This window comes from Geopseudomonas aromaticivorans, from assembly GCF_019097855.1.
GTDB lineage: Bacteria > Pseudomonadota > Gammaproteobacteria > Pseudomonadales > Pseudomonadaceae > Geopseudomonas > Geopseudomonas aromaticivorans.
Genome location: NZ_JAHRGL010000019.1, coordinates 283,158 through 305,543 on the forward strand (window position 1 = coordinate 283,158; position 22,386 = coordinate 305,543).

Below are 22,386 nucleotides of genomic sequence, written 5' to 3' on the forward strand. Positions count from 1 at the left end.
TCTCCAAGATTCGTTGCACTCGTTAGGGTGTCACGAACGGCCGCGCGAGTCTGCCGCTGACAGGTGGCTGGCATGATTCACTGGGCGATCAGCGAACGTGTCAGGCAGGGCTCAGGTAAAGTGCAGGTAAAGAGGCTTTGCTCTCCAACTGAGAAGCCTTATCGTTCAGGCTCCCAAGGAAAGTGACCTGCACCATGTCCGAAATCATTGCTCCCAACCGTTCTTCCCGTAACCGCTGGCTGGCCGGCGCGATTGTCGTTGTGCTGATCGCCGGGCTGGCCTGGTGGCAGTGGCCGGCGGGTGGCCAGCAGCCGGCAGCCGGCGCGGCGCGCGGCCCCGGAGGTCCGGGCGGCTTTCGCGGCATGGGTGGCGGACCGGTGCCGGTGCGGGTGGCCGAGGTGGTGCGCGGCGACTTCGCCGTCGAACTCAAGGCCCTTGGCACGGTGACCGCCTACAACACGGTAAACGTGCTGCCGCGGGTGGACGGCCAGCTGGTCAAGGTGCTGTTCGAGGAGGGCCAGCAGGTCAAGGCCGGGCAGCTACTGGTGCAGATCGACCCGCGGCCCTATCGGGTGGCGCTGCAGCAGGCCGAGGGCAATCTTCAGGAGCGGCGCGCCGAGCTGCAGAATGCCGAGCTGGACCTGCAGCGCTACCAGGGCCTGTACGCCGAGGACTCCATCGCCAAGCAGACGCTGGACACCCAGCGCGCCCAGGTCGAGCAGCTGCGCGGCGGCCTGAACAGCCTGGAAGCGGCGGCGGCCAGCGCGCGCCTGAACCTCGATTTCACCGCGGTGCGCGCGCCCATCGCCGGCCGCCTCGGCCTGCGCCAGGTGGACGTCGGCAACCTGGTCACCAGCGGCGATGCCACCCCGCTGGTGACCATCACCCAGACCACACCGATCAGCGTCAGCTTCACCCTGCCCGAGGCCGAGCTGCCGGCGGTGCTGCAGCCGTTCCGCGCCGGCGCGCCGCTGGTGGTCGAGGCCTGGGATCGCGGCGAGCGCCAGCGGCTGGCCGAGGGCGAGCTGGCCAGCCTGGACAACCAGATCGACACCACCACCGGCACCGTGCGCCTCAAGGCGCGCTTCGCCAACGGCGACGAGCAGTTGTTCCCCAACCAGTTCGTCAACGTGCGCCTGCGTGTCGGCACCCGCCAGCAGGCCACGCTGATTCCCTCGGCGGCCCTGCAGTTCGGCGCGAAAGGCACCTTCGTCTACGTGGTCGGCGCCGACAACAAGGTGCAACTGCGAGCGGTGCAGGCTGGGCCGAGCAACGGCGAGACCACCCTGATCGAGTCGGGCCTGGCTCTCGGCGAGCGCCTGGTGCTGGAAGGCACCGACCGTCTGCGCGACGGCGGCCAGGTCGAGGTGATCGACGGCCAGGGCGCCCCTGCGCAACCACCGGCCGCGGCGCCGAACAAGGCGGCTGACCAGCCCACGGCCAAGCCGCAAGCGGCGAAGAGCGGCGCATGAACCTCTCGCGCCCGTTCATCCTCCGCCCGGTCGCCACCACCCTGATCATGCTGGCGATCTTCCTCTGCGGGGTGATCGCCTACCGCCTGCTGCCGGTGTCGGCGCTGCCCGAAGTGGACTACCCGACCATCCGCGTGATGACCCTGTATCCCGGCGCCAGCCCGGAGGTGATGACCAGCGCGGTGACCGCGCCGCTGGAGCGCCAGTTCGGCCAGATGCCGGGGCTCAAGCAGATGTCGTCGAGCAGCTCCGGCGGCGCTTCGGTGATCACCCTGCGCTTCACCCTCGAGGTGGACCTCGACGTTGCCGAGCAGGAGGTGCAGGCGGCGATCAACGCGGCGACCAACCTGCTGCCCAACGACCTGCCGGCACCGCCGGTGTACAACAAGGTGAATCCGGCCGACACCCCGGTGATGACCCTGGCGATCACCTCGCCGAGCATGCCGCTGCCGCAGATCAACGATCTGGTCGACACCCGCATGGCGCAGAAGCTGGCGCAGATCAGCGGCGTCGGCCTGGTCAGCCTGGCCGGCGGCCAGCGCCCGGCGGTGCGCATCCAGGCCAACCCCGAGGCGCTGGCCGCCTACGGGCTGAACCTGTCCGACGTGCGCACGCTGATCACCGCGTCCAACGTCAACCAGCCCAAGGGCAACTTCGACGGCCCGACGCGGGTGTCGCAGCTCGACGCCAACGACCAGCTGAAATCCGCCGACGAGTATCGCGACCTGGTGCTCAGCTACCAGAACGGCGCTGCGCTGCGCCTGAAGGACGTGGCGAGCATCCAGGACGGCACCGAGAACGAGCGCCTGGCCGCCTGGGCCAACCAGAATGCGGCGGTGCTGGTGAACATCCAGCGTCAGCCCGGCGCCAACGTCATCGAGGTGGTCGAGCGCATCCAGGCGCTGCTGCCGCAGATCAGCGCCAGCCTGCCGGCCAGCCTGCAGGTGATCCAGCTCACCGACCGCACCCAGACCATCCGCGCCGCGGTGCACGACGTGCAGTTCGAGCTGGTGCTGGCGGTGGCGCTGGTGGTGCTGGTGACCTTCCTGTTCCTGCGCAAGCTGTCGGCCACGGTGATTCCCTCCATCGCCGTGCCGCTGTCGCTGATCGGCACCTTCGGCGTCATGTACGTCGCCGGCTTCTCGATCAACAACCTGACCCTGATGGCGCTGACCGTGGCCGCCGGCTTTGTGGTCGACGACGCCATCGTCATGCTGGAGAACATCGCCCGCCACCTGGAGGAGGGCGAGACGCCGCTGCAGGCGGCGCTCAAGGGCGCCCGGCAGATCGGCTTCACCCTGATCTCGCTGACCTTCTCGCTGATCGCCGTGCTGATCCCGCTGCTGTTCATGGCCGACGTGGTGGGCCGGCTGTTCCGCGAGTTCGCCATCACCCTGGCGGTGGCCATCCTCATCTCGCTGCTGGTGTCGCTGACCCTGACGCCGATGATGTGTGCGCTGTTCCTCAAGCACCAACCCGAGGAGCGACAGAGCCGCTTCTACCGCGCCAGCGGCGCCTGGATCGACGCCCTGATCGCCCGCTACGACGTCGGCCTGCAGTGGGTGCTGCGCCACCAGCCGCTGACCCTGCTGGTCGCGGTAGCGACCCTCGGCCTCACCGTGCTGCTGTACCTGGCGGTGCCCAAGGGCTTCTTCCCGGTGCAGGACACCGGAGTGATCCAGGGCATTTCCGAGGCGCCGCAGAGCGTGTCCTTCCGTGCCATGGGCGAGCGCCAGCAGCGCCTGGCCGAGGTGATCCTCAAGGACCCGGCGGTGGCGAGCCTGTCCTCCTATATCGGCGTGGACGGCGACAACGCCACCCTCAACAGCGGCCGCCTGCTGATCAACCTCAAGCCGCACGCCGAGCGCGACGCCACCGCCAGCCAGGTGATCGAGCGCCTGCGTCCGCAACTGGCGCGGGTGCCGGGCATCGAGCTGTTCCTGCAGCCGGTACAGGACCTGACCATCGAGGACCGGGTCAGCCGCACCCAGTTCCAGTTCAGCCTGGAGTCGCCGGATGCCGCCCTGCTGGAGGAGTGGACGCCCAGGCTGGTCGAGGCGCTCGGCCGCCAGGCGCAGCTCACCGACGTCACCAGCGATCTGCAGAGCCGCGGCCTGCAGGTCTACCTGCAGATCGACCGCGACGCCGCCGCCCGCCTGGGCGTGACGGTGGCGGCCATCGATGACGCGCTGTACGACGCCTTCGGCCAGCGGCAGATCTCGACCATCTACACCCAGGCCAGCCAGTACCGCGTGGTGCTGGAGACCGAGGCCGCCGACCGTCTCGGCCCGCAGGCGCTGCGCCAGCTGTACGTGGCCAGTTCCACCGCCGCCGGCGAGAGCGGCCAGGTGCCGCTGTCCTCGCTGGCGCGCATCGAGGAGCGCCCGGCGGCGCTGCTGGTCAACCACATCGGCCAGTTCCCGGCGGCGACCCTGTCGTTCAACCTGGCGCCGGGCGTCTCGCTGGGCGCGGCGGTGGCGGCCATCGAGCAGGTGCAGCAGGAGATCGGCCTGCCGGAGGCCATCGTCAGCCAGTTCCAGGGTGCCGCTGAGGCGTTCCGCGCCTCGCTGTCGAGCACCCTGCTGCTGATCCTGGCCGCCATCGTCACCATGTACATCGTGCTCGGCGTGCTCTACGAGAGCTACATCCACCCGATCACCATCCTCTCCACCCTGCCGTCCGCCGCGGTCGGCGCCCTGCTGGCGCTGCTGCTGTCGGGCAACGACCTCGGCCTGATCGCCATCATCGGCATCATCCTGCTGATCGGCATCGTCAAGAAGAACGCGATCATGATGATCGACTTCGCTTTGGAGGCCGAACGCCAGCAGGGCATGGACCCGCAGGCGGCGATCCACCGCGCGGCGCTGCTGCGCTTTAGGCCGATCCTGATGACCACCCTGGCGGCGCTGTTCGGCGCCGTGCCGCTGATGCTGGCCTCGGGCTCCGGCGCCGAGCTGCGCCAGCCGCTGGGTCTGGTGCTGGTCGGCGGTCTGCTGCTCAGCCAGCTGCTGACCCTGTTCACCACGCCGGTGATCTACCTGGCCTTCGACCGCCTCAGCCGGCGCTTCATGGGTCGGAGTGCGGCGGGGGTGACGGTATGACGGGGTGGGCTCTGGTGCGCATGGCGCACCCTGCGGGCGTGCACTGTCGTAGGGTGCGCCATGCGCACCATGGCGGCGGCTGCGGCAATCACGGTGCGCATGGCGCATCCTGCGGGGGGCTGGCATGAACCTCTCCGCGCCCTTCATCCGGCGCCCGGTCGCCACCCTGCTGCTGAGCCTGGCGATCCTGCTGGTCGGCGCCCTCGGCTTCGGTCTGATGCCGGTGGCGCCGCTGCCGAAGATGGACTTCCCGGCGATCACCGTGCAGGCCAGCCTGCCCGGCGCCAGCCCGCAGGTGATGGCGGCCACCGTGGCCACGCCGCTGGAGCGCGCGCTGGGCGGCATCGCCGGGATCAGCGAGATGACCAGCCGCAGCAGCCAGGGCAGCACGCGGATCATCATCCTGTTCGACATCGATCGCGACATCGACGCCGCCGCCCGCGAGGTGCAGGCAGCGATCAACGAGGCGCGCACCCTGCTGCCCAGCGGCATGCGCAGCATGCCCACCTACCGCAAGGTCAACCCGTCGCAGGCGCCGATCATGGTGCTGTCGCTGACCTCGAAGGTGCTCGACAAGGGCCAGCTGTACGACGTCGCCTCGACCATCGTGGCGCAGAAGCTGTCGCAGGTCGCCGGGGTCGGCGAGGTGCAGGTCGGCGGCAGCTCGCTGCCGGCGGTGCGCGTGGAGCTGGAGCCGCGCCTGCTCGACCAGTACGGCATCTCCCTCGACGAGGTGCGCCAGGCAATCGCCGCGGCCAACGTCAAACGGCCCAAGGGTGCGGTCGCCGATGAGCAGCGCCACTGGCAGGTGCAGGCCAGCGACCAGCTGGAGCGTGCCGAGGACTATCGGCCGCTGGTGATCCGCTACCAGAACGACGCCCCGGTACGCCTGGGCGACGTGGCCAAGGTGCGCGACGGCGTCGAGGATCGCTACAACAGCGGCTTCTACAACGACAACGAAGCGGTACTGCTGATCGTCAACCGCCAGGCCGGCGCCAACATCATCGAGACCATCGCCGACATCCGCGCCCGCCTGCCGGCGCTGCGCGCGGCGATCCCGGGCAGCGTCGATCTGCAGGTGGCGATGGATCGCTCGCCGGTGATCCGCGCCACCCTGCACGAGGCCGAGCGCACCCTGCTGATCGCCGTGGCGCTGGTGATCCTGGTGGTGCTGGCCTTCCTCGGCCACTGGCGCGCCGCGCTGATCCCGGCGCTGGCGGTGCCGGTGTCGCTGGTCGGCAGCTTCGCCGCCATGTACCTGCTCGGCTTCTCGCTGAACAACCTCTCCTTGATGGCCCTGATCATCGCCACCGGGCTGGTGGTGGACGACGCCATCGTGGTGCTGGAGAACATCGCCCGGCATATCGAGAACGGCGAGAAGCCGCTGGCGGCGGCGCTCAAGGGCTCGCGCGAGGTGGGCTTCACCCTGCTGTCGATGAACGCCTCGCTGGTGGTGGTGTTCCTCTCCATCCTGTTCATGGGCGGCATCGTCGAGCGGCTGTTCCGCGAGTTCGCCATCACCCTGGCGGTGGCCATCGTCATCTCGCTGCTGGTGTCGCTGACCCTGACGCCGATGCTCTGCGCCCGCTGGCTGAAGGCCAGGAGCGCCGAGCGCGCGCCCAGCCGCCTGCAGCGCGGCGCCCTGCGCGTGCAGGAGCGGGTGCTGGCCGGCTACGGCAGCAGCCTGGACTGGGCACTGGCCCACGGCAAGCTGATGCTGGTCGGCCTGCTGGCGACCATCGCCCTCAACGTCTACCTGTACGTGGCGGTGCCCAAGACCTTCCTGCCCCAGCAGGACACCGGCCAGCTGATCGGCATGATCCGTGGCGACGACGGCCTGTCGTTCCAGGTCATGCAGCCGAAGATGGAGAGCTACCGCCGCGCCCTGCTGGCCGATCCGGCGGTGGACAGCGTGGCCGGCTTCATCGGCGGCGCCGGCGGCATCAACAACGCCTTCGTCATCGTCCGCCTCAAGCCGATCGCCGAGCGCGAGCTGTCCGCCCAGCAGGTGATCGACCGCATCCGCAAGAACCTGCCCAAGTTGCCCGGTGGGCAGATGTTCCTGATGGCCGACCAGGACCTGCAGTTCGGCGGCCGCCAGGGACGCAGCTCGGAGAACGAATACGTGCTGCTGGCCAGCGACCTCGACGACCTGCGCATCTGGCTGCCCAAGGTGCGTGAGGCCCTGGCCGCGCTGCCGCAGCTCACCGACCTCGACAGCAACGAGGGCCGCGGCGCCCAGCAGATCCGCCTGGTGGTCGACCGCGCCACCGCCAAGCGCCTGGGGCTGGACATGGACATGGTCACCGCCGTGCTCAACAACGCCTTCAGCCAGCGGCAGATCTCCACCATCTACGACAGCCTCAACCAGTACAAGGTGGTGATGGAGATCGATCCGCAGTACGCCCAGTACCCCGAGGCGCTGGACCAGATCCACCTGATCGGCAACGACGGCCAGCGCGTGCCGCTGTCGGCCTTCGCGCGCTGGGAGCGCAGCCTGGAGGAGGACCGGGTGCAGCACCAGGGCCAGTTCGCCGCCGAGAACATCGGCTACTCCATCGCCCCCGGCTACAGCGCGGAGCAGGCCAACCAGGCGATCCGCGACGCGGTGGCGCGGGTCGGCCTGCCGACCGCGGTGCAGGGCCAGCTCGGCGGCACCGGCGGCGCGCTGATGGCGGCGCAGAAGGCCCAGCCGCTGATGATCCTCGGCGCGCTGCTGGTGGTGTACATCGTCCTCGGTATCCTCTACGAGAGCTACATCCACCCGCTGACCATCCTCTCCACCTTGCCCTCGGCCGGCGTAGGCGCGCTGCTGGCGATCCAGCTCACCGGCGGGCAGTTCAGCCTGATCTCGCTGCTCGGCCTGTTCCTGCTGATCGGCGTGGTGAAGAAGAACGCCATCCTGATGATCGACCTGGCCCTGCAACTGGAGCGCCAGGAGCAGCTCAGCCCGCAGGCGTCGATCCGCCGCGCCTGCCTGCTGCGCTTCCGGCCGATCATCATGACCACCCTGGCGGCGATCCTCGGTGCGCTGCCGCTGCTGCTGGGCAGCGCGGAAGGCGCGGAAATGCGCCAGCCGCTGGGCCTGACCATCGTCGGCGGGCTGATCCTCAGCCAGCTGCTCACCCTCTACACCACCCCGGTGGTCTACCTGTTCCTCGACCGCCTGCGCCACCGCGTCAACCGCTGGCGCGGTCGGCGCAGCGATGCCGCCCTGGAAGCTCCGTTATGACAGTCCCCGTCCCCAAATTTGCCCCTACGTTGCTGCTGGCGCTCGCCCTGGCTGGCTGCGCCGTCGGCCCCGACTACCAGCGCCCCGAGCTCAACACGCCGGCGGCGTTCAAGCAGGCGCAGGGCTGGAAGGCTGCGGCGCCGGCCGATGCCCTGGCGCGTGGCGCCTGGTGGGAGCTGTACGGCGACGCCACGCTGAACGACCTGCAGCAGCGTCTCGAGCAGTCCAACCAGAGCCTTGCCCAGTCGCTGGCCCAGTACCGCGAGGCGCAGGCGCTGGTGCGCGGCACCCGTGCGTCGTTCTTCCCGAGCGTGACCGCCAATGCCGGCAAGACCCGCTCCGGGCAAGGGGCCGGGCAAAGCACCGTGCGCCTGGCTGACGGTTCGACGGTGACCAGCGGCGCCAGCGGCGGCGGGATTTCCAAGAGCTACGAGCTGACCTTCGGCGTCGCCTGGGAACTCGACCTGTGGGGCAAACTGCGCCGCCAGCTGGAGGCGGACAACGCCAGCTTGCAGGCCAGCGCCGCCGACCTGGCCGCGGTGCGCCTGAGCCTGCAGTCCGAGCTGGCGCAGAACTACCTGCAGCTGCGTGTGCTCGACGAGCAGCAGCGCCTGCTCGATGCCACCGTGCAGGCCTACGCGCGCTCGCTCAAGCTTACCGACAACCAGTACCAGGCCGGCATTGTCACCAAGGCCGACGTCACCCAGGCGCGCACCCAGCTCAAAAGCACCGAGGCCCAGGCCATCGACCTCAGGTACCAGCGCGCCCAGCTCGAGCACGCCATCGCCGTGCTGATCGGCGTGCCGCCGGCCGAGTTCGCGCTGGCGGCGGCGGACGGCCTGCCGGTGCTGCCGCCGGTGCCGGTCAGCGTGCCCTCCCTGCTGCTCGAGCGCCGCCCGGACGTGGCCAGCGCGGAGCGCGCGGTGATGAGCGCCAACGCCGAGATCGGCGTGGCCAAGGCCGCCTGGTTCCCCAGCCTCAGCCTGAGCGCGGCCGGCGGCTATCGCAGCAGCATGCTCGACCAGTGGATCAGCACGCCCAACCGCTTCTGGTCGATCGGTCCGCAGTTCGCCATGACCCTGTTCGACGCCGGGCTGATCAGCTCGCAGGTCGAGCAGGCCGAGGCCCGCTACGACCAGACCGTGGCCGGCTACCGGCAGACCGTGCTGGACAGCTTCCGCGAGGTGGAGGACTACCTGGTGCAACTGCGCGTGCTGGAGGAGGAGAGCGGCGTGCAGCAGGAGGCGCTGGAAGCCGCCCGCGAGTCGCTGCGCCTGGTGGAGAACCAGTACAAGGCCGGCACCATCGACTACAACAGCGTGGTCAGCGTGCAAACCGCCGCGCTGGCCAACGAGCGCAGCCAGTTGACCCTGCTCGGCAGTCGGCTGACCGCCAGCGTGCAGCTGATCGCCGCGCTGGGCGGCGGCTGGGCGGGTGTCGGGGCGGAGCAGGACGCGGGCCGAGACTGACGTTGCCACCACTGGATTCCCGCCTGCGGGGAATGCCGGGGCTCGGCAGTCGCCTGTTTTCTGGGCTAGCTTTTCTGTGACGGAAAAGGCGCAGGGCGGCGCACCGGGCCGCTTGGCGGCCCGCATAGCCATCGGCTGCACGGGCTGACCATGAAAGAAAAAGAACTTCGCCTTGCCCTGGTGTTCTTCGGCGGGGTGTCGCTGGCAGTCTACCAGCACGGCATCAACCGGGAGATCCTCAACCTGGTGCGCGCCTCGAAGATCTACCACGGCGGCCGTTCCGGCGAGGATGCCGCCGTTGGCGGCAGTTTCCATGATCACTATCCCGACGAGCCGGAACGCTCCACCGGCGACCTCTACCACGAATTCCTCGCGGCGCTCGGCAAGGACATCGCCCTGCGCGTGGTCGTCGATGTCATCGCCGGCTCCTCGGCGGGCGGGATCAACGGCATCACCCTGTCCGCCGCCCTGGCCCATGACCGCTCGCTGATGCCGATCACCCGCATGTGGCTGGAGCAGGCCGACATGCTCAGCCTGCTGGCGCCCGAGGCCAAGGCGCGGATGTGGAGCAAGTGGTATTTTTGGCCGCTGCTGCGCCCGTTGCTTTCGCGTCTCGGCCGCGAGGGCCTGCTGCCGGGGCAGGCCGATGCCGAGATGGCTCAGCGCATCTCGGTGTTCCTGCGCTCGCGCTGGTTCAAGCCGCCGCTCGATGGTCGGCGCCTGAGCGCGCTCATCCTCGACGGCCTGACTGCGATGAGCCGCGCCGTGATGCCCGGAGCGGAGTCGCTGCTGCCCAAGGGCGAGCGCTTCGACCTGGTGGTGACGGTGACCGACTTTCGCGGCCTGGAGCGACCGATCTTCATCCACGATCCGCCGGTGGCCTACGAGCGCGAGCACCGCCGCCTGCTGCGTTTCGGTCTCGAACACCGCAAGACCGGCCATCTCATCAGTGATTTCGATGCCGACAGCTTTCCTTCGCTGGCCTTCGCCGGACGGGCCTCGGCGTCCTATCCGGGCGCCTTCCCGCCCGCCCAGTTGCGCGAGCTCGACGATCTGCTTGCCGAGCGCCACATGCCCTGGCCGGCGCGTTCGCGCTTCGTGGTGCGCAACTTCCGCGACTACTACGAGCGCAACGAGGCCGCCGAAGAGGCGGTGCTGGTCGACGGCAGCGTGCTCGACAACAAGCCGATCATGGCCTGCGTCGAGGCGATCCACACCCACGGCGCCCTGCGCGAGGTGGATCGCCGTCTGGTGTACATCGACCCCCATCCGAAGGGCACCCGGCGGTTGCCCGCAGTCGGGGTGCCAGGGTTCTTCGCGACCCTGCGCGGCGCCCTCAGCGACCTGCCGCGCCAGGACCCGGTGTACAACGAACTGGCGGTGATCAGCCGCTACAACGTGCAGGCACGGCGCTTGAAGGCGTCCATCCTGCATGCCCGGCCGCAGATCGTCCGCTTCATCGAGAAGGAAACCGCCGGCAAGCTCAAGGGCGGCTTCACGGCGGACGATCTGCGCCACTGGCGGTTGCTGTCGATCACCCTGCTGTCCGGCACCGCCATCGTCTACGACGCCTGGATGCGCGCGCTGATCTTCGAGGCCCTGGATTTCGTGGTGCGGATCGTCGCCACCGCCTGTCAGTACACCGCCGATTCGCCGCAGGCGCGCCGGGTGCAGGAGGTGATCGAGGCCTGGGCCCGCCGCCAGGGGATCATCGCCGAGAGCTACGTCATGCCGGAACAGCTCTACCAAAACGTGGACCTGCCGCAGTTCGCGCGGATGATCCTCGACTTCGGCCTGGTCTACAAAAAGCGCCGGCTGAATTTCGTCCTGCACGAAATCAACGAGCTGTATCCCGAGCTGCCTGACGCGTGCGGTGTCGACTCCGAAGATCTCGACCTGCTGAAGATCAAGCTGCACAAGTGCGTCAACGAGCTGTCGGTCTACGACGACGACCTGGACTTCCTCAGCCGCCATGCGCTGGGCGCCTGCCGGGAGCTGTTCATGGACGAGGAGGAGGGGGGGGGCCTCAGCGCCGAGCAGCTGAGCGACGACCCCGACGCGGCGGCGGAGATTTCCCGGCTGGTCGAGCGCCTGGCCCAGGAGTGCGACCTGGCGCGCACGGTGGACAACGTGGACGCGGTGCTGGCCTCGCCGCTGGTACAGAACCTGCCGGAAGAGGGACGCCTGGCCATCCTCACCGGCTATCTGGGCTACTTCTTCTGGGACATCATCCTGCGCCCGACCGCCACCGCGTTGTCGCTGGAGGCGGGGCCCATCGAGGAAATCCTGGTGGACCGCATCAGCCCCGAGGACGCCCGTAGCATCGTCCTCGACGAGGGCAAGCCGGTGCTGCTCGGCAGCTCGTTCGCCGGTTTCGGCGGCTTCCTCGGCCGTGCGGTGCGCGAGAACGACTACCTGTGGGGCCGCCTGCACGCGGTGGACCGCCTGTTCGATATTCTGCTCAGCACGGTGCCGGCCAACCTGCGCGAGGGCCTGGCGGTCGAGGCGCTGAAGAAGCGCGCCTTCGAGCGGGTGCTGGAGGAGGAGGGGCAGCGGCTGGCGCTGGTGCCGGAGCTGATCGCGCGGCTCGGCGAGGCCGTCGGGCGCCTGTAGACGTGGCAGGAGTGCGCGGTCTGTGCGCTCGGGGCGCGGTCCGGAAATCGCTGGCGAGCATGCTAGGATCGGGCGCATGAAAAGCCATTTCCTCATCGCCACTGCCGCCGCGCTGTTGGCCCTGCTGGTCGGCCTGCCCGCAGGCGCGGCCGAGCTGGACGTGCTGCTCAGCCCGCCGCACAAGGCCCTGCGCGCGAACGTCGAGGCGCATATCGGCCCGCTCAACGGTCGCGATAGCAGCGCCCTGCAACGCTTCGCCCCTGCTGCCGAGCGCGAGGCGGGCAAGGCGCTGCAGGCGCTCGGCTACTACCGGCCGCAGATCCGCAGCGAGGTGGTGGAAGAGGGCGGCAAGAGCATCCTGCGCCTGCGTATCGAGCAGGGTGAGCCGGTGCGGCTGCGCACGGTGGCGATCCGCGTGGAGGGCGAGGCCGCGCAGCTCGACAGCTTCCGCGTGCCGCGCAGCGCCAAGCTGGCGCCGGGGGCGGTGCTCGACCATGGCGCCTACGAGGACGCCAAGCGGCTGATCCGCAACCAGGCGCTGCGCTACGGTTTCTTCGACGGCGCGTTCGCCGAGCAGAGCCTGCACATCGACCCCGCGACGGGGGTGGCCGATATCCGCCTGATCTACCGCAGCGGTCCGCGCTATCGGCTGGGCGCGGTCACTTTCGTCGGCGAGACGCCGTTCGACGACGACCTGCTGCAACGCCTGGTGCCGTTCAAGGCCGGCGAGGGCTACGACGCCGACCGGGTCGGGGCGCTGAACCAGGCGCTGGTGTCGACCCGCTACTTCGAGGATGTGCGGGTGGAGGCCACGCCGGAACACGCCGTGGATCGGGTGGTCCCGGCACAGGTCCAGCTGCAGGCGCGCAAGCCACGCACCCTGGCCGCCGGCCTGGGCTTCTCCACCGACGTCGGCCCGCGCCTGCGCGGCACCTGGACCCGCCACTGGCGCGGCGCCGAGGGCCATCGTCTGGGGGCCGACATCGAGCTCTCCAGTCCGCGGCAGAACCTCAGCAGCTGGTACGAGATTCCGCTCGACCCGCCGCTCACCGAAAGCCTGCGCTTCACCACCGGCTACCAGAAGGAGGATCTGCTGGACACCCAGAGCGAGCGCCTGACCGTCGGCGGCCAGTGGCAGCACCTGCCGGAGAATGCCTGGCAGCGCATCGTGTCGTTGCGCCTGGAGCAGGAGCGCTACGACGTCGGTGAGGACGAGGGGCGCAGTAGCCTGTTGCTGCCGGGCCTCGGTTTCAGCCGCACGGTCAGTGACAGCAAGGTCGATCCCGGTCGCGGCTGGCGCCTGCAGGCGGACCTGACGGGAGGCCACCGTAGCCTGTTCTCCGATGCCGACCTGCTGCACCTCAACCTGCAGGCCAAGGGCCTGACCACCTTCGCCGGTGGGCACCGCCTGCTTGGCCGGATGCAGTTCGGCGGCATCGCCACCAACGCCTTCGAGTCCATCCCGCCGTCGCTGCGCTTTTTTGCCGGTGGCGACCAGAGCGTGCGCGGTTACGACTATCAGACCCTGTCGCCGCGCGACAGCGAGGGCGATCGGGTCGGCGGCCGCTACCTGATGGTGGGCAGCCTGGAGTACCAGTACCCGCTGCGCGAGCGCTGGCGTCTGGCCACCTTCGTCGACCACGGCAACGCCTTCGACGACTTCACCGATCCGTTGAAGACCGGTGTCGGCATCGGCGTGCGCTGGGTGTCGTCGGTCGGCCCGTTGCGTCTCGATCTGGCCCATGCGCTGGACGACGACGAGGGCTCGGCCTTTCGCATCCACTTCTCCATGGGACCGGAACTGTGAGGCGGTGCTGGCGCGGCCTCGGCGTGGCCGGCCTGCTCCTGCTGCTGGTTCTGGCGGCCGTACTCGGCCTGCCAGCGACCGAAACCGGCAGCCGCTGGCTGCTCGGCCGGGTGCCGGGCCTGGCGGTCGAAGACTTCCGCGGTCGGCTGCTCGGCAACTGGAGCGCGAGTGCGCTGCGCTGGCAGTCGGGCGAGACGCGCATGGCGCTGGAGTCGCTCAGGGTGACCAACCGTCTGGCCTGCCTGCCCGAGGGGCTGATGTGCCTGGACGAGCTCGTGGCCGCCCGTCTGCAGCTCGACCTGCCGCCATCGCCCGAGCAGGCGGCCAGCGAACCGCTGCGCCTGCCGGACATCCGCCTGCCTCTGGGGCTCGATATCGGTCGCCTGCAGCTGGACAGCCTGGTGATCAATGGTGTCGAGCAGCTGCGCGACCTGGTGTTGGCCGCCCGTCTGGGTCGTCAGGGGCTGCAACTGACCGCCGTGGACCTGCAGCGCCCGGCCCTGCGCCTGACCATCAGCGAGCTGAGCCTGCAACCCCACGGCGACTGGCCGCTGCGTGCCCGCGCCCGCCTGCAGTTGCCGGCGGTGGACGCCAGGCCCTGGCAGCTCGACCTGGCGCTGGACGGCCGCCTGCTGCAGCGTCTGGAGCTGGTCGCCCATAGCGAGGGCTACCTGAACGGCGAGCTGCGGGGCTGGCTGCAGCCGCTGGGCGAAGGGTTGCCGCTGGAGTTGCAGCTGACGGCCAGCGATTTCCGCGCCTGGTCCAGTCTGCCGCCGAGCCTGCGCCTCACCTCGCTCGTCCTGAACGCCAGCGGCACCCTGAGCGAGGGCTACGCGGTGCAGGGGCAGGCGACCCTGGCCGGCGCCGAGCAGCCCGTGGCGCTGGCGCTGCGCGGCAGCGTGGCGGCCGGCGGGGCGCACGTGGCGCAGCTGCAGTTGCAGGACGCTGGCGGGGAAACCCTGCAGCTCGCCGGCAGCCTCGACTGGCGCGAGGCCTTCGCCGCCGACCTGAACCTCAAGGGCGGCGCCTTCGCCTGGCAGCAGTTGTATCCGCAGCCCGGCGTGGAGCTGGAGCTGCAGCAGCTGCGGGCCGCGCTGAACTATGCCGACAGCCGCTACCGGGGCGATTTCGACCTTCGCCTGCTGAGTCCGGCCGGACCGCTGCGTCTGGTCAGCCCGCTGCAGGGCGACAGTGGCCAGCTGCAGCTCCCCGGGCTGCGCCTGGAGGCCGGCAAGGGCCGGGCGGAGGGCGAGCTGGCGCTGGGTTTTGCCGAGGCCTTCAGCTGGCAGACCCGCCTGCAGCTGGCCGAGCTCGATCCGGCCTACTGGCTCAAGGAGTTGCCCGGACGCATCGGCGGGGCGCTGGCCAGCAACGGCGAGCTGCGCGCCGGCCAGCTGCAGATGCAGGCCGACTGGGCGCTCGACGGCCAGCTGCGTCGGCAGCCACTGTCCCTCAAGGGGCAGCTGCAGGGCGATGGCGCGCGCTGGCAGGTGCCGCAGCTGGCCCTGCGCCTGGGCGACAACCGCGTCGACGGCCAGGGCGAGTGGAGCGACCGGATCGCCGGCCAGCTGGCGTTGGCCCTGCCACGGCTGGACCAGCTGTGGCCCGGTCTGCACGGTCAGGTAGAGGGGCAAGTCAAGCTTGCCGGCACGCCTGCCGCGCCGCAGGGCGGCCTGAGCCTGCAGGGCGCCGGCCTGCGCTACCAGGAGCAGCGCCTGCGCGAGCTGGCGCTGGCGGCCAGCCTCGATGCCCGCCAGCTGGCGAGCGTGCAGCTGGACGCCCGCGGCCTGCACAGCGGCGAGCGCGATTTCGGCCAGCTCGCGGTCAAGGGCAGCGGCACGCCGCAACGGCACAGCGTTGAGCTGAGCCTTGAGGGCGAACCGCTGCGTCTGGCGCTGCTGCTGGCCGGCGGCCTGGACAGCCAGCGCGACTGGCGTGGCAGCCTGAATCGCGGCGCGGTCGGCGTCGCCGGGCTGGACTGGCAGCTGCAGCAGGCGGCTAGCCTCGAACGCACAGCGGCCGGCCGCCTGACCCTTGGCGCGCACTGCTGGCAGTCGGCGCAGGCCAGCCTGTGCGCCGATGCCCAGCGTCTGCTGCCCGATCCGCAGCTGCGGGCGCGCCTGCGCGGTTTCGACCTGGCGCGGCTGGCCGGCGCACTGCCGGAGGATTTCGCCATGGTAGGCCAGCTCGGCGGCGATCTGCGTCTCGACCTGCCGGCCAGTGGGCCGAGCGGCGAACTGCGCCTGGATGCCGGCAGCGGCCTGCTGCGGCTGCGCCAGCGGGCCGACGGCCAGGAGCAGTGGCTGGACGTCCCCTACCGGCAGCTCAGTCTGATCAGCCAGCTGCGGCCCCAGCGAGTCGACAGCCAGCTGCGTCTGGCCGGGCCTAGCCTGGGCACCCTGGAGCTGGACACGGTCATCGACCCGCGCCCGGCCAGCCGGCCGCTGTCCGGCAGTTTCCGCCTCGACGGCCTGGATCTCGCCCTGGCGCGCCCCTTCGTCAGCCAGGTCGAGCGTCTCGAGGGGCGCATCGACGGCAGCGGCCAGTTGTCCGGCAGCCTGCTGGCGCCGGTGGTCAACGGCCGCGTGCAGTTGCGCGATGGCCATGTCAGCGGCGGCGAGCTGCCGCTGACCTTCGAGGCGTTGCAACTGGCCATGACCATCGCCGGCCAGCAGGCACAGGTCGATGGCCGCTGGCGCAGCGGCGCGCAGGGGCAGGGCACGCTGACCGGCAGCCTGGACTGGGCGGCGGCGCCGCAGATGGACCTGCAGATTCGCGGCAGCCGCCTGCCGGCGGTGGTCGAGCCGTATGCCAACGTCGAGGTCGAGGTCGAGCCGGACCTGCAGCTTGGCCTGCGCGACCGCCAGTTCAGCCTCGGTGGGCAGCTCGCCATTCCGCGCGGGCAGATCAAGGTGCGCGAGTTGCCGGCCCAGGCGGTCACCGTCTCGGAGGATGCGCAGATCGTCGGCGAGCAGCCGGCCGCGGCGCGCATGCCGGGGCTGAAGATGGACCTGCGTCTGCTGCTCGGCGAGGACCGCCTGCGCTTCTCCGGCTTCGGCCTGAGCGCCGACCTCAAGGGCAAGCTGCGCATCAAGGACAACCTCGACAGCCGCGGCACCCTGAAGCTGGAAAACGGCCGCTACCGTGCCTACGGCCAGCGCCTGACCCTGCGTCGCGCCCAGCTGATCTTCGCCGGGCCGATCGACCAGCCGCTGCTGGATATCGAGGCGATCCGCACCGTGGACGAGGTGACGGCCGGCCTGCGCCTGACCGGGCGCGCCGACGCCCCGGTCAGCGAGGTATTCTCCGAGCCCGCGATGAGCCAGGAGCAGGCGCTGTCCTACCTGGTGCTGGGGCGCGCGCCGGGCAGCAGCGGTGACAGCAACGTGGTCGGCCAGGCCGCGCTGGCCCTGGGCCTGGCCGGCGGCGCGCCGGTAGCCGGGGCTATCGTCGAGCGCCTCGGGATCAGGGATTTCCAGCTGGAAAGTGAGGGTTCCGGTACCAGCAGCAGTGTGTTCGCCAGTGGCTACCTCTCGGAGAGGCTCAGCCTGCGCTACGGCGTCGGCGTGTTCGAGCAGGGCAACATCTTTGCCCTGCGCTACGAACTGGGCAAGAAGCTCTATCTGGAAGCGGCCAGCGGCCTGGCCAGTTCGCTGGATATCTTCTACAAGCGCGACTATTGAGGGCTGGCAGCGGATCCGCAGGCTTGCCCCCTGGCGTGGGGCGATCCGTGCCGGTCGGGCACTCTCAGTGCCCGGCCATCGCCAAGGCTGCCTGGCGCTGCAGATAGCCCTCCAGCTCGGCGAACGGCATCGGCCGGGCGTAGAGGAAGCCCTGGAAGGCGTCGCACTGGTTGCGTTCGAGGAAGGCGGCCTGCTCCGGGGTCTCCACGCCTTCGGCGACCACCTTGAGGTCGAGGTGGTGGGCCATGGAGATGATGCCCTGGGTGATGGCGGCATCGCGCGGGTCGCTGATCAGCTCCTGGACGAAGGAGCGGTCGATCTTGACCTTGTCGATCGGCAGATCCTTCAGGTAGCTGAGGCTGGAGTAGCCGGTGCCGAAGTCGTCCAATGCCAGGCCGACGCCGATTTTCTTCAGTTCGTGCAGCAGGTAGATCGCCCGCTCGGCGTTCTTCAGCAGCACGCTTTCGGTGATTTCCAGCTCCAGCAGGTTCGCCGGCAGGCCGCTGCTGTCCAGCGCGCGGCGCACGGTCTCGATGAAGTTGCTGCGCAAGAAGTGCACCGCCGAGATGTTCACCGAGATGGCGCCGCGGGCCAGGCCGCGGTCGAGCAACTGGCGGTTGTGCCGGCAGGCGGTGTCCAGCACCCACTGGCTGATGGGGATGATCTGCCCGGTGTCCTCGGCGACCGGGATGAAGCGCAGCGGCGAGATCATGCCGCGCTCGGCATGCGGCCAGCGCAGCAGGGCCTCGCTGCCGATCACCAGGCCGCTGCGCGTATCGATCTGCGGCTGGTAGTGCAGCTCGAAGCTCATGCCGGCGATGGCTTTCTGCAGCTCGTTGCGCAGGGTCATGCGCTCGCTGACTTCCTGGTTGAGGTGCTCGGTGTACCACTGGTAGTTGTTGCGGCCGTGCTGCTTGGCCTGGTACATCGCCAGGTCGGCCTGCTGGATCAGCTTCATCGGCTGCTCGATCTCGCCGTCGCTGAGGGTGATGCCGATGCTGGCGGTGACGTGCAGTTCCAGTTCGTTGAGGTGGTAGGGACGCGAGATGCTGCGGATCAGGCGCTCGGCCACCAGTAGCACGTCCTCGCCGTGGGCCAGGTCCGGCAGCAGGACGACGAACTCGTCGCCGCCGAGGCGGGCGAGGGTGTCGCCGGGGCGGATCTGCGCGCCCATGCGTTGCGCCACCTCCACCAGCACCTTGTCGCCGACCGCGTGGCCGAAGGTGTCGTTGATCGGCTTGAAGCCGTCGAGGTCGATCAGCATCACCGCCAGCTCCCGCGAGTAGCGCCGGGCGATCTGGCAGCCCTGCAGCAGGCGGTCCTCCAGCAGCGAGCGGTTGGGCAGGCCGGTCAGCACGTCGTGGCTGGCGTTGTAGGCCAGCTCCGACTCGAAGCGCTTGCGCTCGGAAATGTCGTTCTGCACGCCGACGTAGTGGGTGACCACGCCGCGCTCGTCCGGCACCGGGGCGATGTACAGGTCGTTCCAGAAGGCGCTGCCATCCTTGCGGAAGTTGCGCAGCACCACGTGTACCTCGCGCTGCTCGGCCAGGCTGCGGCGGATCTCCTCGAGAGCCGGCTGGTAGGGCTGGTTGCCCTGGAGGAAGCGGCAGTTGCGCCCCAGGATCTCCTCCTCGCGGTAGCCGGTGATGCGCTCGAAGGCCGGGTTGGCATAGATGATCGGCTGGTCGGGGGCCTGCGCGTCGACGATCACCACGCCGTTGTAGCTGGCTTCCAGGCAGCGCTGCAGCAGGGCGGCACGGCTATCGCTGCGGCCCAGGCGTTCGCGCGCGCTGGCGCGCTCCAGCGCATAGCGGATGCTGCGCCCGAGCAGGCGCCCGTCGAACTGGCCCTTGACCAGATAGTCGGAGGCGCCCAGTTCGAGGGCGCGGGCGTCGAGTTCGCTGTCGTCCTGGCCGGTGAGCAGGATCAGCGGCTGGTGCATGCTGCGGGCGCTGGCATGGCGCACCAGCTCCAGGCCGGAGTCGCTGCCGAGGCGGTTATCGATCAGATACAGGTCGTGCACGCCACTGTCGATGGCGCACCGGCCGCGCTCGAAGCTGTCCACCCAGTCCAGCACGTAATGCAGGTTGCCTGCCTCGCGCAGCAGATCGCGGATGATCAGGAAATCGTCCTCGTCATCCTCGATCAGCAAAAGGCGCAAGGGGGGGGCGGGCAGCGTCATGGGGCGTCGGCTCCGGCGGCGGTTCGACGGGGTTCAGGGGTCCTTCGCGCAGGCCGCGATCGCTGGGCGGCCTGCTGCTGGAGAAGTTTACCCTGTCGGCATTGGTGGCGTCGGGAAGGTGACGCGAAAGGTGGCGCCTTGTCCCGGCCGGCTGCTGGCCGACAATCGGCCTCCGTGGCGTTCGGCGATCCTGCTGACAATCGCCAGACCGATGCCGGTGCCTGGGTATGCCTGGCGGCTGTGCAGGCGCTGGAACGGGTGGAAAATGCGCTCGAGGTATTGTTCATCGAAGCCCACGCCCTGGTCGCTCACGCACAGGCTCCACTCGCCCGTGGGTTGATATTCAGCATAGATGCGAACCTGTGGCAACTCGCCCGGCTTGTGGAACTTGATCGCGTTGCTCAGCAGGTTCTGCAGCAGCTGGCGCATTTGCGACGGATCGCCTGCGATGGCAGGCAGCGGCGCGCGCTCGATCCGCGCGCCGCTGCCCTCGATCACATGCTCGAGATCCTGCATGACCTCGTCGAGCAACCGCTCCAGCTCGAGGCGCACGAACGACTGGGCGCGGGTGGCGACGCGCGAGTAGGCCAGCAGGTCGTGGATCAGTGCCTGCATGCGCTCGGCCGCCGAAATCATGCGCTGGAGATAGTCGCGGCCCTGCTCGTCCAGCCCGGCGGGACGGGTCTGCAGGCGCGCGGCGAAGGACTGGATCTTGCGCAGCGGCTCCTGCAGGTCGTGGGAGGCGACGAAGGCGAACGCCTGCAGTTCGCGGTTGCTGCGCTCCAGTTCGGCCAGGGCGCTCTGCAGGGTCCGCTCGGCGGTCTTGCGCTGGCGGATGTCCTTGGCGATGCAGAACACTCCGACGATTGCGTGGTCGATCACGATCGGCAGCTGGGTGACGTCCAGTTCCAGCAGCTCGCCGGCCCGGTTGCGGCACTGCAGCTCGAAGGAGTGGGTTTCGCCACGCGCCACCTTGAGCAGCAGCGGCTGGATGCGCTGCGCCTCGGTCGGCTCCAGATACTGGGTGAAGTGGGCGCCGCGCAGCTCGTCCTCGCGGTAGCCGAGCAGCTGGCTGGCGACCGGATTGACCCGCTCGAAGCGGCCGCGCAGGTCGAAGGCGAACACCGGGTCTGGGTTGCAGGCGAACAGCGAGCGGAAGCGTTGCTCGCTCTCCAGCAGGCGCTGGCGGGTGGTCTTCTGCTCGATGGCGATGGCAGCCAGATGGCTGGCGGTGGTGACCAGATCCTCCAGGACGCTATCCACCACCATCGGTTGCTGCTGGTAGATGGCGAAGGTGCCGAGCAGTCCGCCGCTGGCGGCGAACAGCGGGGTCGACCAGCAGGCATGCAGGTTGCTGCTGGCGGCCAGTTCGTGGAAGCCCTGCCACAGCGGGTCGTGGGCAATGTCGTTGACCAGCACCGGTTGGCGGCGGAAGGCGGCGGTGCCGCAGGAGCCCGTCCCTTCGCGGATCGGCAGGCCGTCGACGGCCTGGTTGTAGTGTTCGTCCAGGCTGGGTGCGGCTCCCAACGTCAGGCGCTGGCCGCTGCTGTCCACCAGCAGGATCGAGCAGCGCAGGCGCGGATCACTCTGTTCGATCAGCCGGCAGATTGCCTCGAGGATCTGCGGCAGCGGTTGCAGAGTGGAGATCATGTCCAGCACGCGGCTCTGGGCCTCGTCGAAGCGTTGCCGCTCGCGCAGGTGCAGCGCCTGTTGCTGGGCACCCCAGGCCAGGCGTTGGGTGAACATCAGGAAAAAGCTCAGGGCGAGGCCGCAGAACAGCACCAGGAGGGCCAGCAAGCGACTGCCGGCCTGGCCGCGGCCCGGCTTGAGGTAGGTGCCGATCGTCCACTCCGGGGTTTGCGCCAGGCGGGTCAGGCCGCTGCCAACCGGGATCAGGACGTGTCCCGGGGCGGCACCGGCCGAGTCGTAGATCAGTTGGCTACCTTCGTGCACGCGGATGATGAATTCGCCGCTGTTGCCGCCGAGCAGGTTGCCCATGGTGTCGCCGACATCCAGGCTGGCCACCAGCAGTTGGCCTGACTGGCCGGGCAGGTGCAAGGGGACGGCGATCAGTGCCATCGGGCCATTGCCGAGCAGATTCAGCGAGGCGCTCATGTGCGCCTGGCGACCGGTGCGCACCTGCTGCAGCCAGTCACGCTGCTCCGGGTCGGCCAGGAAACTCTCCAGCCAGCGCTGGGCCTTGGGGGCGCGGACCTGGTTGCGCTGGGGCAGCAGGCGCTCGTCCAGTACGGCGATCAGTCCCAGGTTGGGAAAATCGCGCAGGTAGCTGCCGGCTTCCTGCTGCCACAGGGCGTCGGAGGGCATGCTGCCGATGGCCTGCCAGCGTTCGGCCATGCGCTGGATCAGCGCCAGCCGGGCACTCAGCATCTCCCGGCTGGCGCTTTGCAGGCGCGCGAGCAGCAGTTGGCTCTGCGCGGCGAGTGCATCGCTGCTCTGCTGGCTGAGCAGCGACCAGCTGGCGGTCGACAGCAACACGCCACAGACGCCAGCCAGCAGGGTGCGCCGATCGAGGCGCAGGTTGTGCGGACCCTTGCGCAGCGCCAACAGGCTGAGCAGGGCTGCGCCCAGCAGGGTGATGCCCAGGCTGAGGGCGAGCGGCGGGCTGCCTGGCGACAGTAGCAGGTAGTGAGGGCTGGACCCGTGGTCCAGCAGGACATCGAGCAGGCTTACGCCGCCCACGGCCAGCAGGGCCAAGGCCAGGGTGTACAGGAAGGCCTGGTAGATCAGCGGGCGGTGGTCTGTCGACACGGGAGGTGCCCTGCCTTGCGCTGCGGGTGACATCCGATCATGTGCACGTCCTTGCATG

At 69.5% G+C, this 22,386-nt stretch carries 9 protein-coding genes; 7 read left to right on the forward strand and 2 right to left on the reverse strand.

Going from position 1 to position 22,386, the window contains the following annotated elements; all coding sequences use genetic code 11:
• The first annotated feature begins 194 nt into the window (after positions 1-194).
• The 7 genes from KRX52_RS09465 to KRX52_RS09495 all read left to right on the forward strand — a co-directional run bounded on the left by KRX52_RS09465 (position 195) and on the right by KRX52_RS09495 (position 17,377).
• On the forward strand, positions 195-1,472 hold the full coding sequence (locus KRX52_RS09465; protein WP_217681492.1) for an MdtA/MuxA family multidrug efflux RND transporter periplasmic adaptor subunit: 1,278 nt from the start codon (positions 195-197) through the stop codon (positions 1,470-1,472).
• Entirely contained in the window at positions 1,469-4,573 is a 3,105-nt protein-coding gene (locus tag KRX52_RS09470) for an MdtB/MuxB family multidrug efflux RND transporter permease subunit (RefSeq protein ID WP_217681493.1), read from the forward strand. Before KRX52_RS09465 ends, KRX52_RS09470 begins: the two co-directional genes overlap by 4 nt.
• A 124-nt stretch (positions 4,574-4,697) precedes the next feature.
• Entirely contained in the window at positions 4,698-7,805 is a 3,108-nt protein-coding gene (locus KRX52_RS09475) for an efflux RND transporter permease subunit (RefSeq protein ID WP_217681494.1), read from the forward strand.
• Entirely contained in the window at positions 7,802-9,274 is a 1,473-nt protein-coding gene (locus KRX52_RS09480) for an efflux transporter outer membrane subunit (RefSeq protein WP_217681495.1), read from the forward strand. The genes KRX52_RS09475 and KRX52_RS09480 overlap by 4 nt, the downstream gene beginning before the upstream one ends.
• Positions 9,275-9,424: 150 nt before the next feature.
• Positions 9,425-11,887, forward strand: a complete 2,463-nt coding sequence (locus KRX52_RS09485) for a patatin-like protein (RefSeq protein ID WP_217681496.1) — start codon at positions 9,425-9,427, stop codon at positions 11,885-11,887.
• A 76-nt stretch (positions 11,888-11,963) separates the two neighbouring features.
• Complete coding sequence (locus KRX52_RS09490) at positions 11,964-13,694, forward strand: autotransporter assembly complex protein TamA (protein ID WP_217681497.1); 1,731 nt, start codon at positions 11,964-11,966, stop codon at positions 13,692-13,694.
• Entirely contained in the window at positions 13,691-17,377 is a 3,687-nt protein-coding gene (locus KRX52_RS09495; protein ID WP_217681498.1) for a translocation/assembly module TamB domain-containing protein, read from the forward strand. The genes KRX52_RS09490 and KRX52_RS09495 overlap by 4 nt, the downstream gene beginning before the upstream one ends.
• A 64-nt stretch (positions 17,378-17,441) precedes the next feature.
• On the opposite strand, the gene KRX52_RS09500 is transcribed toward KRX52_RS09495, so the two are convergent.
• Positions 17,442-19,559 (reverse strand): putative bifunctional diguanylate cyclase/phosphodiesterase, encoded by a 2,118-nt coding sequence (locus tag KRX52_RS09500; protein WP_217681499.1) that lies wholly within the window; start codon positions 19,557-19,559, stop codon positions 17,442-17,444.
• Between the two features lie 87 nt (positions 19,560-19,646).
• Positions 19,647-22,328: an ATP-binding protein gene (locus tag KRX52_RS21055; RefSeq protein WP_217681500.1), complete on the reverse strand. Its 2,682-nt coding sequence runs from the start codon at positions 22,326-22,328 to the stop codon at positions 19,647-19,649.
• Positions 22,329-22,386: the final 58 nt, after the last annotated feature.

Coding starts and splice junctions, on each gene's coding strand:
- KRX52_RS09465 (WP_217681492.1), top strand. CDS start 195: ATGTCCGAAATCATTGCTCCCAACCGTTCTTCCCGTAACCGCTGGCTG.
- KRX52_RS09470 (WP_217681493.1), top strand. CDS start 1,469: ATGAACCTCTCGCGCCCGTTCATCCTCCGCCCGGTCGCCACCACCCTG.
- KRX52_RS09475 (WP_217681494.1), top strand. CDS start 4,698: ATGAACCTCTCCGCGCCCTTCATCCGGCGCCCGGTCGCCACCCTGCTG.
- KRX52_RS09480 (WP_217681495.1), top strand. CDS start 7,802: ATGACAGTCCCCGTCCCCAAATTTGCCCCTACGTTGCTGCTGGCGCTC.
- KRX52_RS09485 (WP_217681496.1), top strand. CDS start 9,425: ATGAAAGAAAAAGAACTTCGCCTTGCCCTGGTGTTCTTCGGCGGGGTG.
- KRX52_RS09490 (WP_217681497.1), top strand. CDS start 11,964: ATGAAAAGCCATTTCCTCATCGCCACTGCCGCCGCGCTGTTGGCCCTG.
- KRX52_RS09500 (WP_217681499.1), bottom strand. CDS start 19,559: ATGACGCTGCCCGCCCCCCCCTTGCGCCTTTTGCTGATCGAGGATGAC.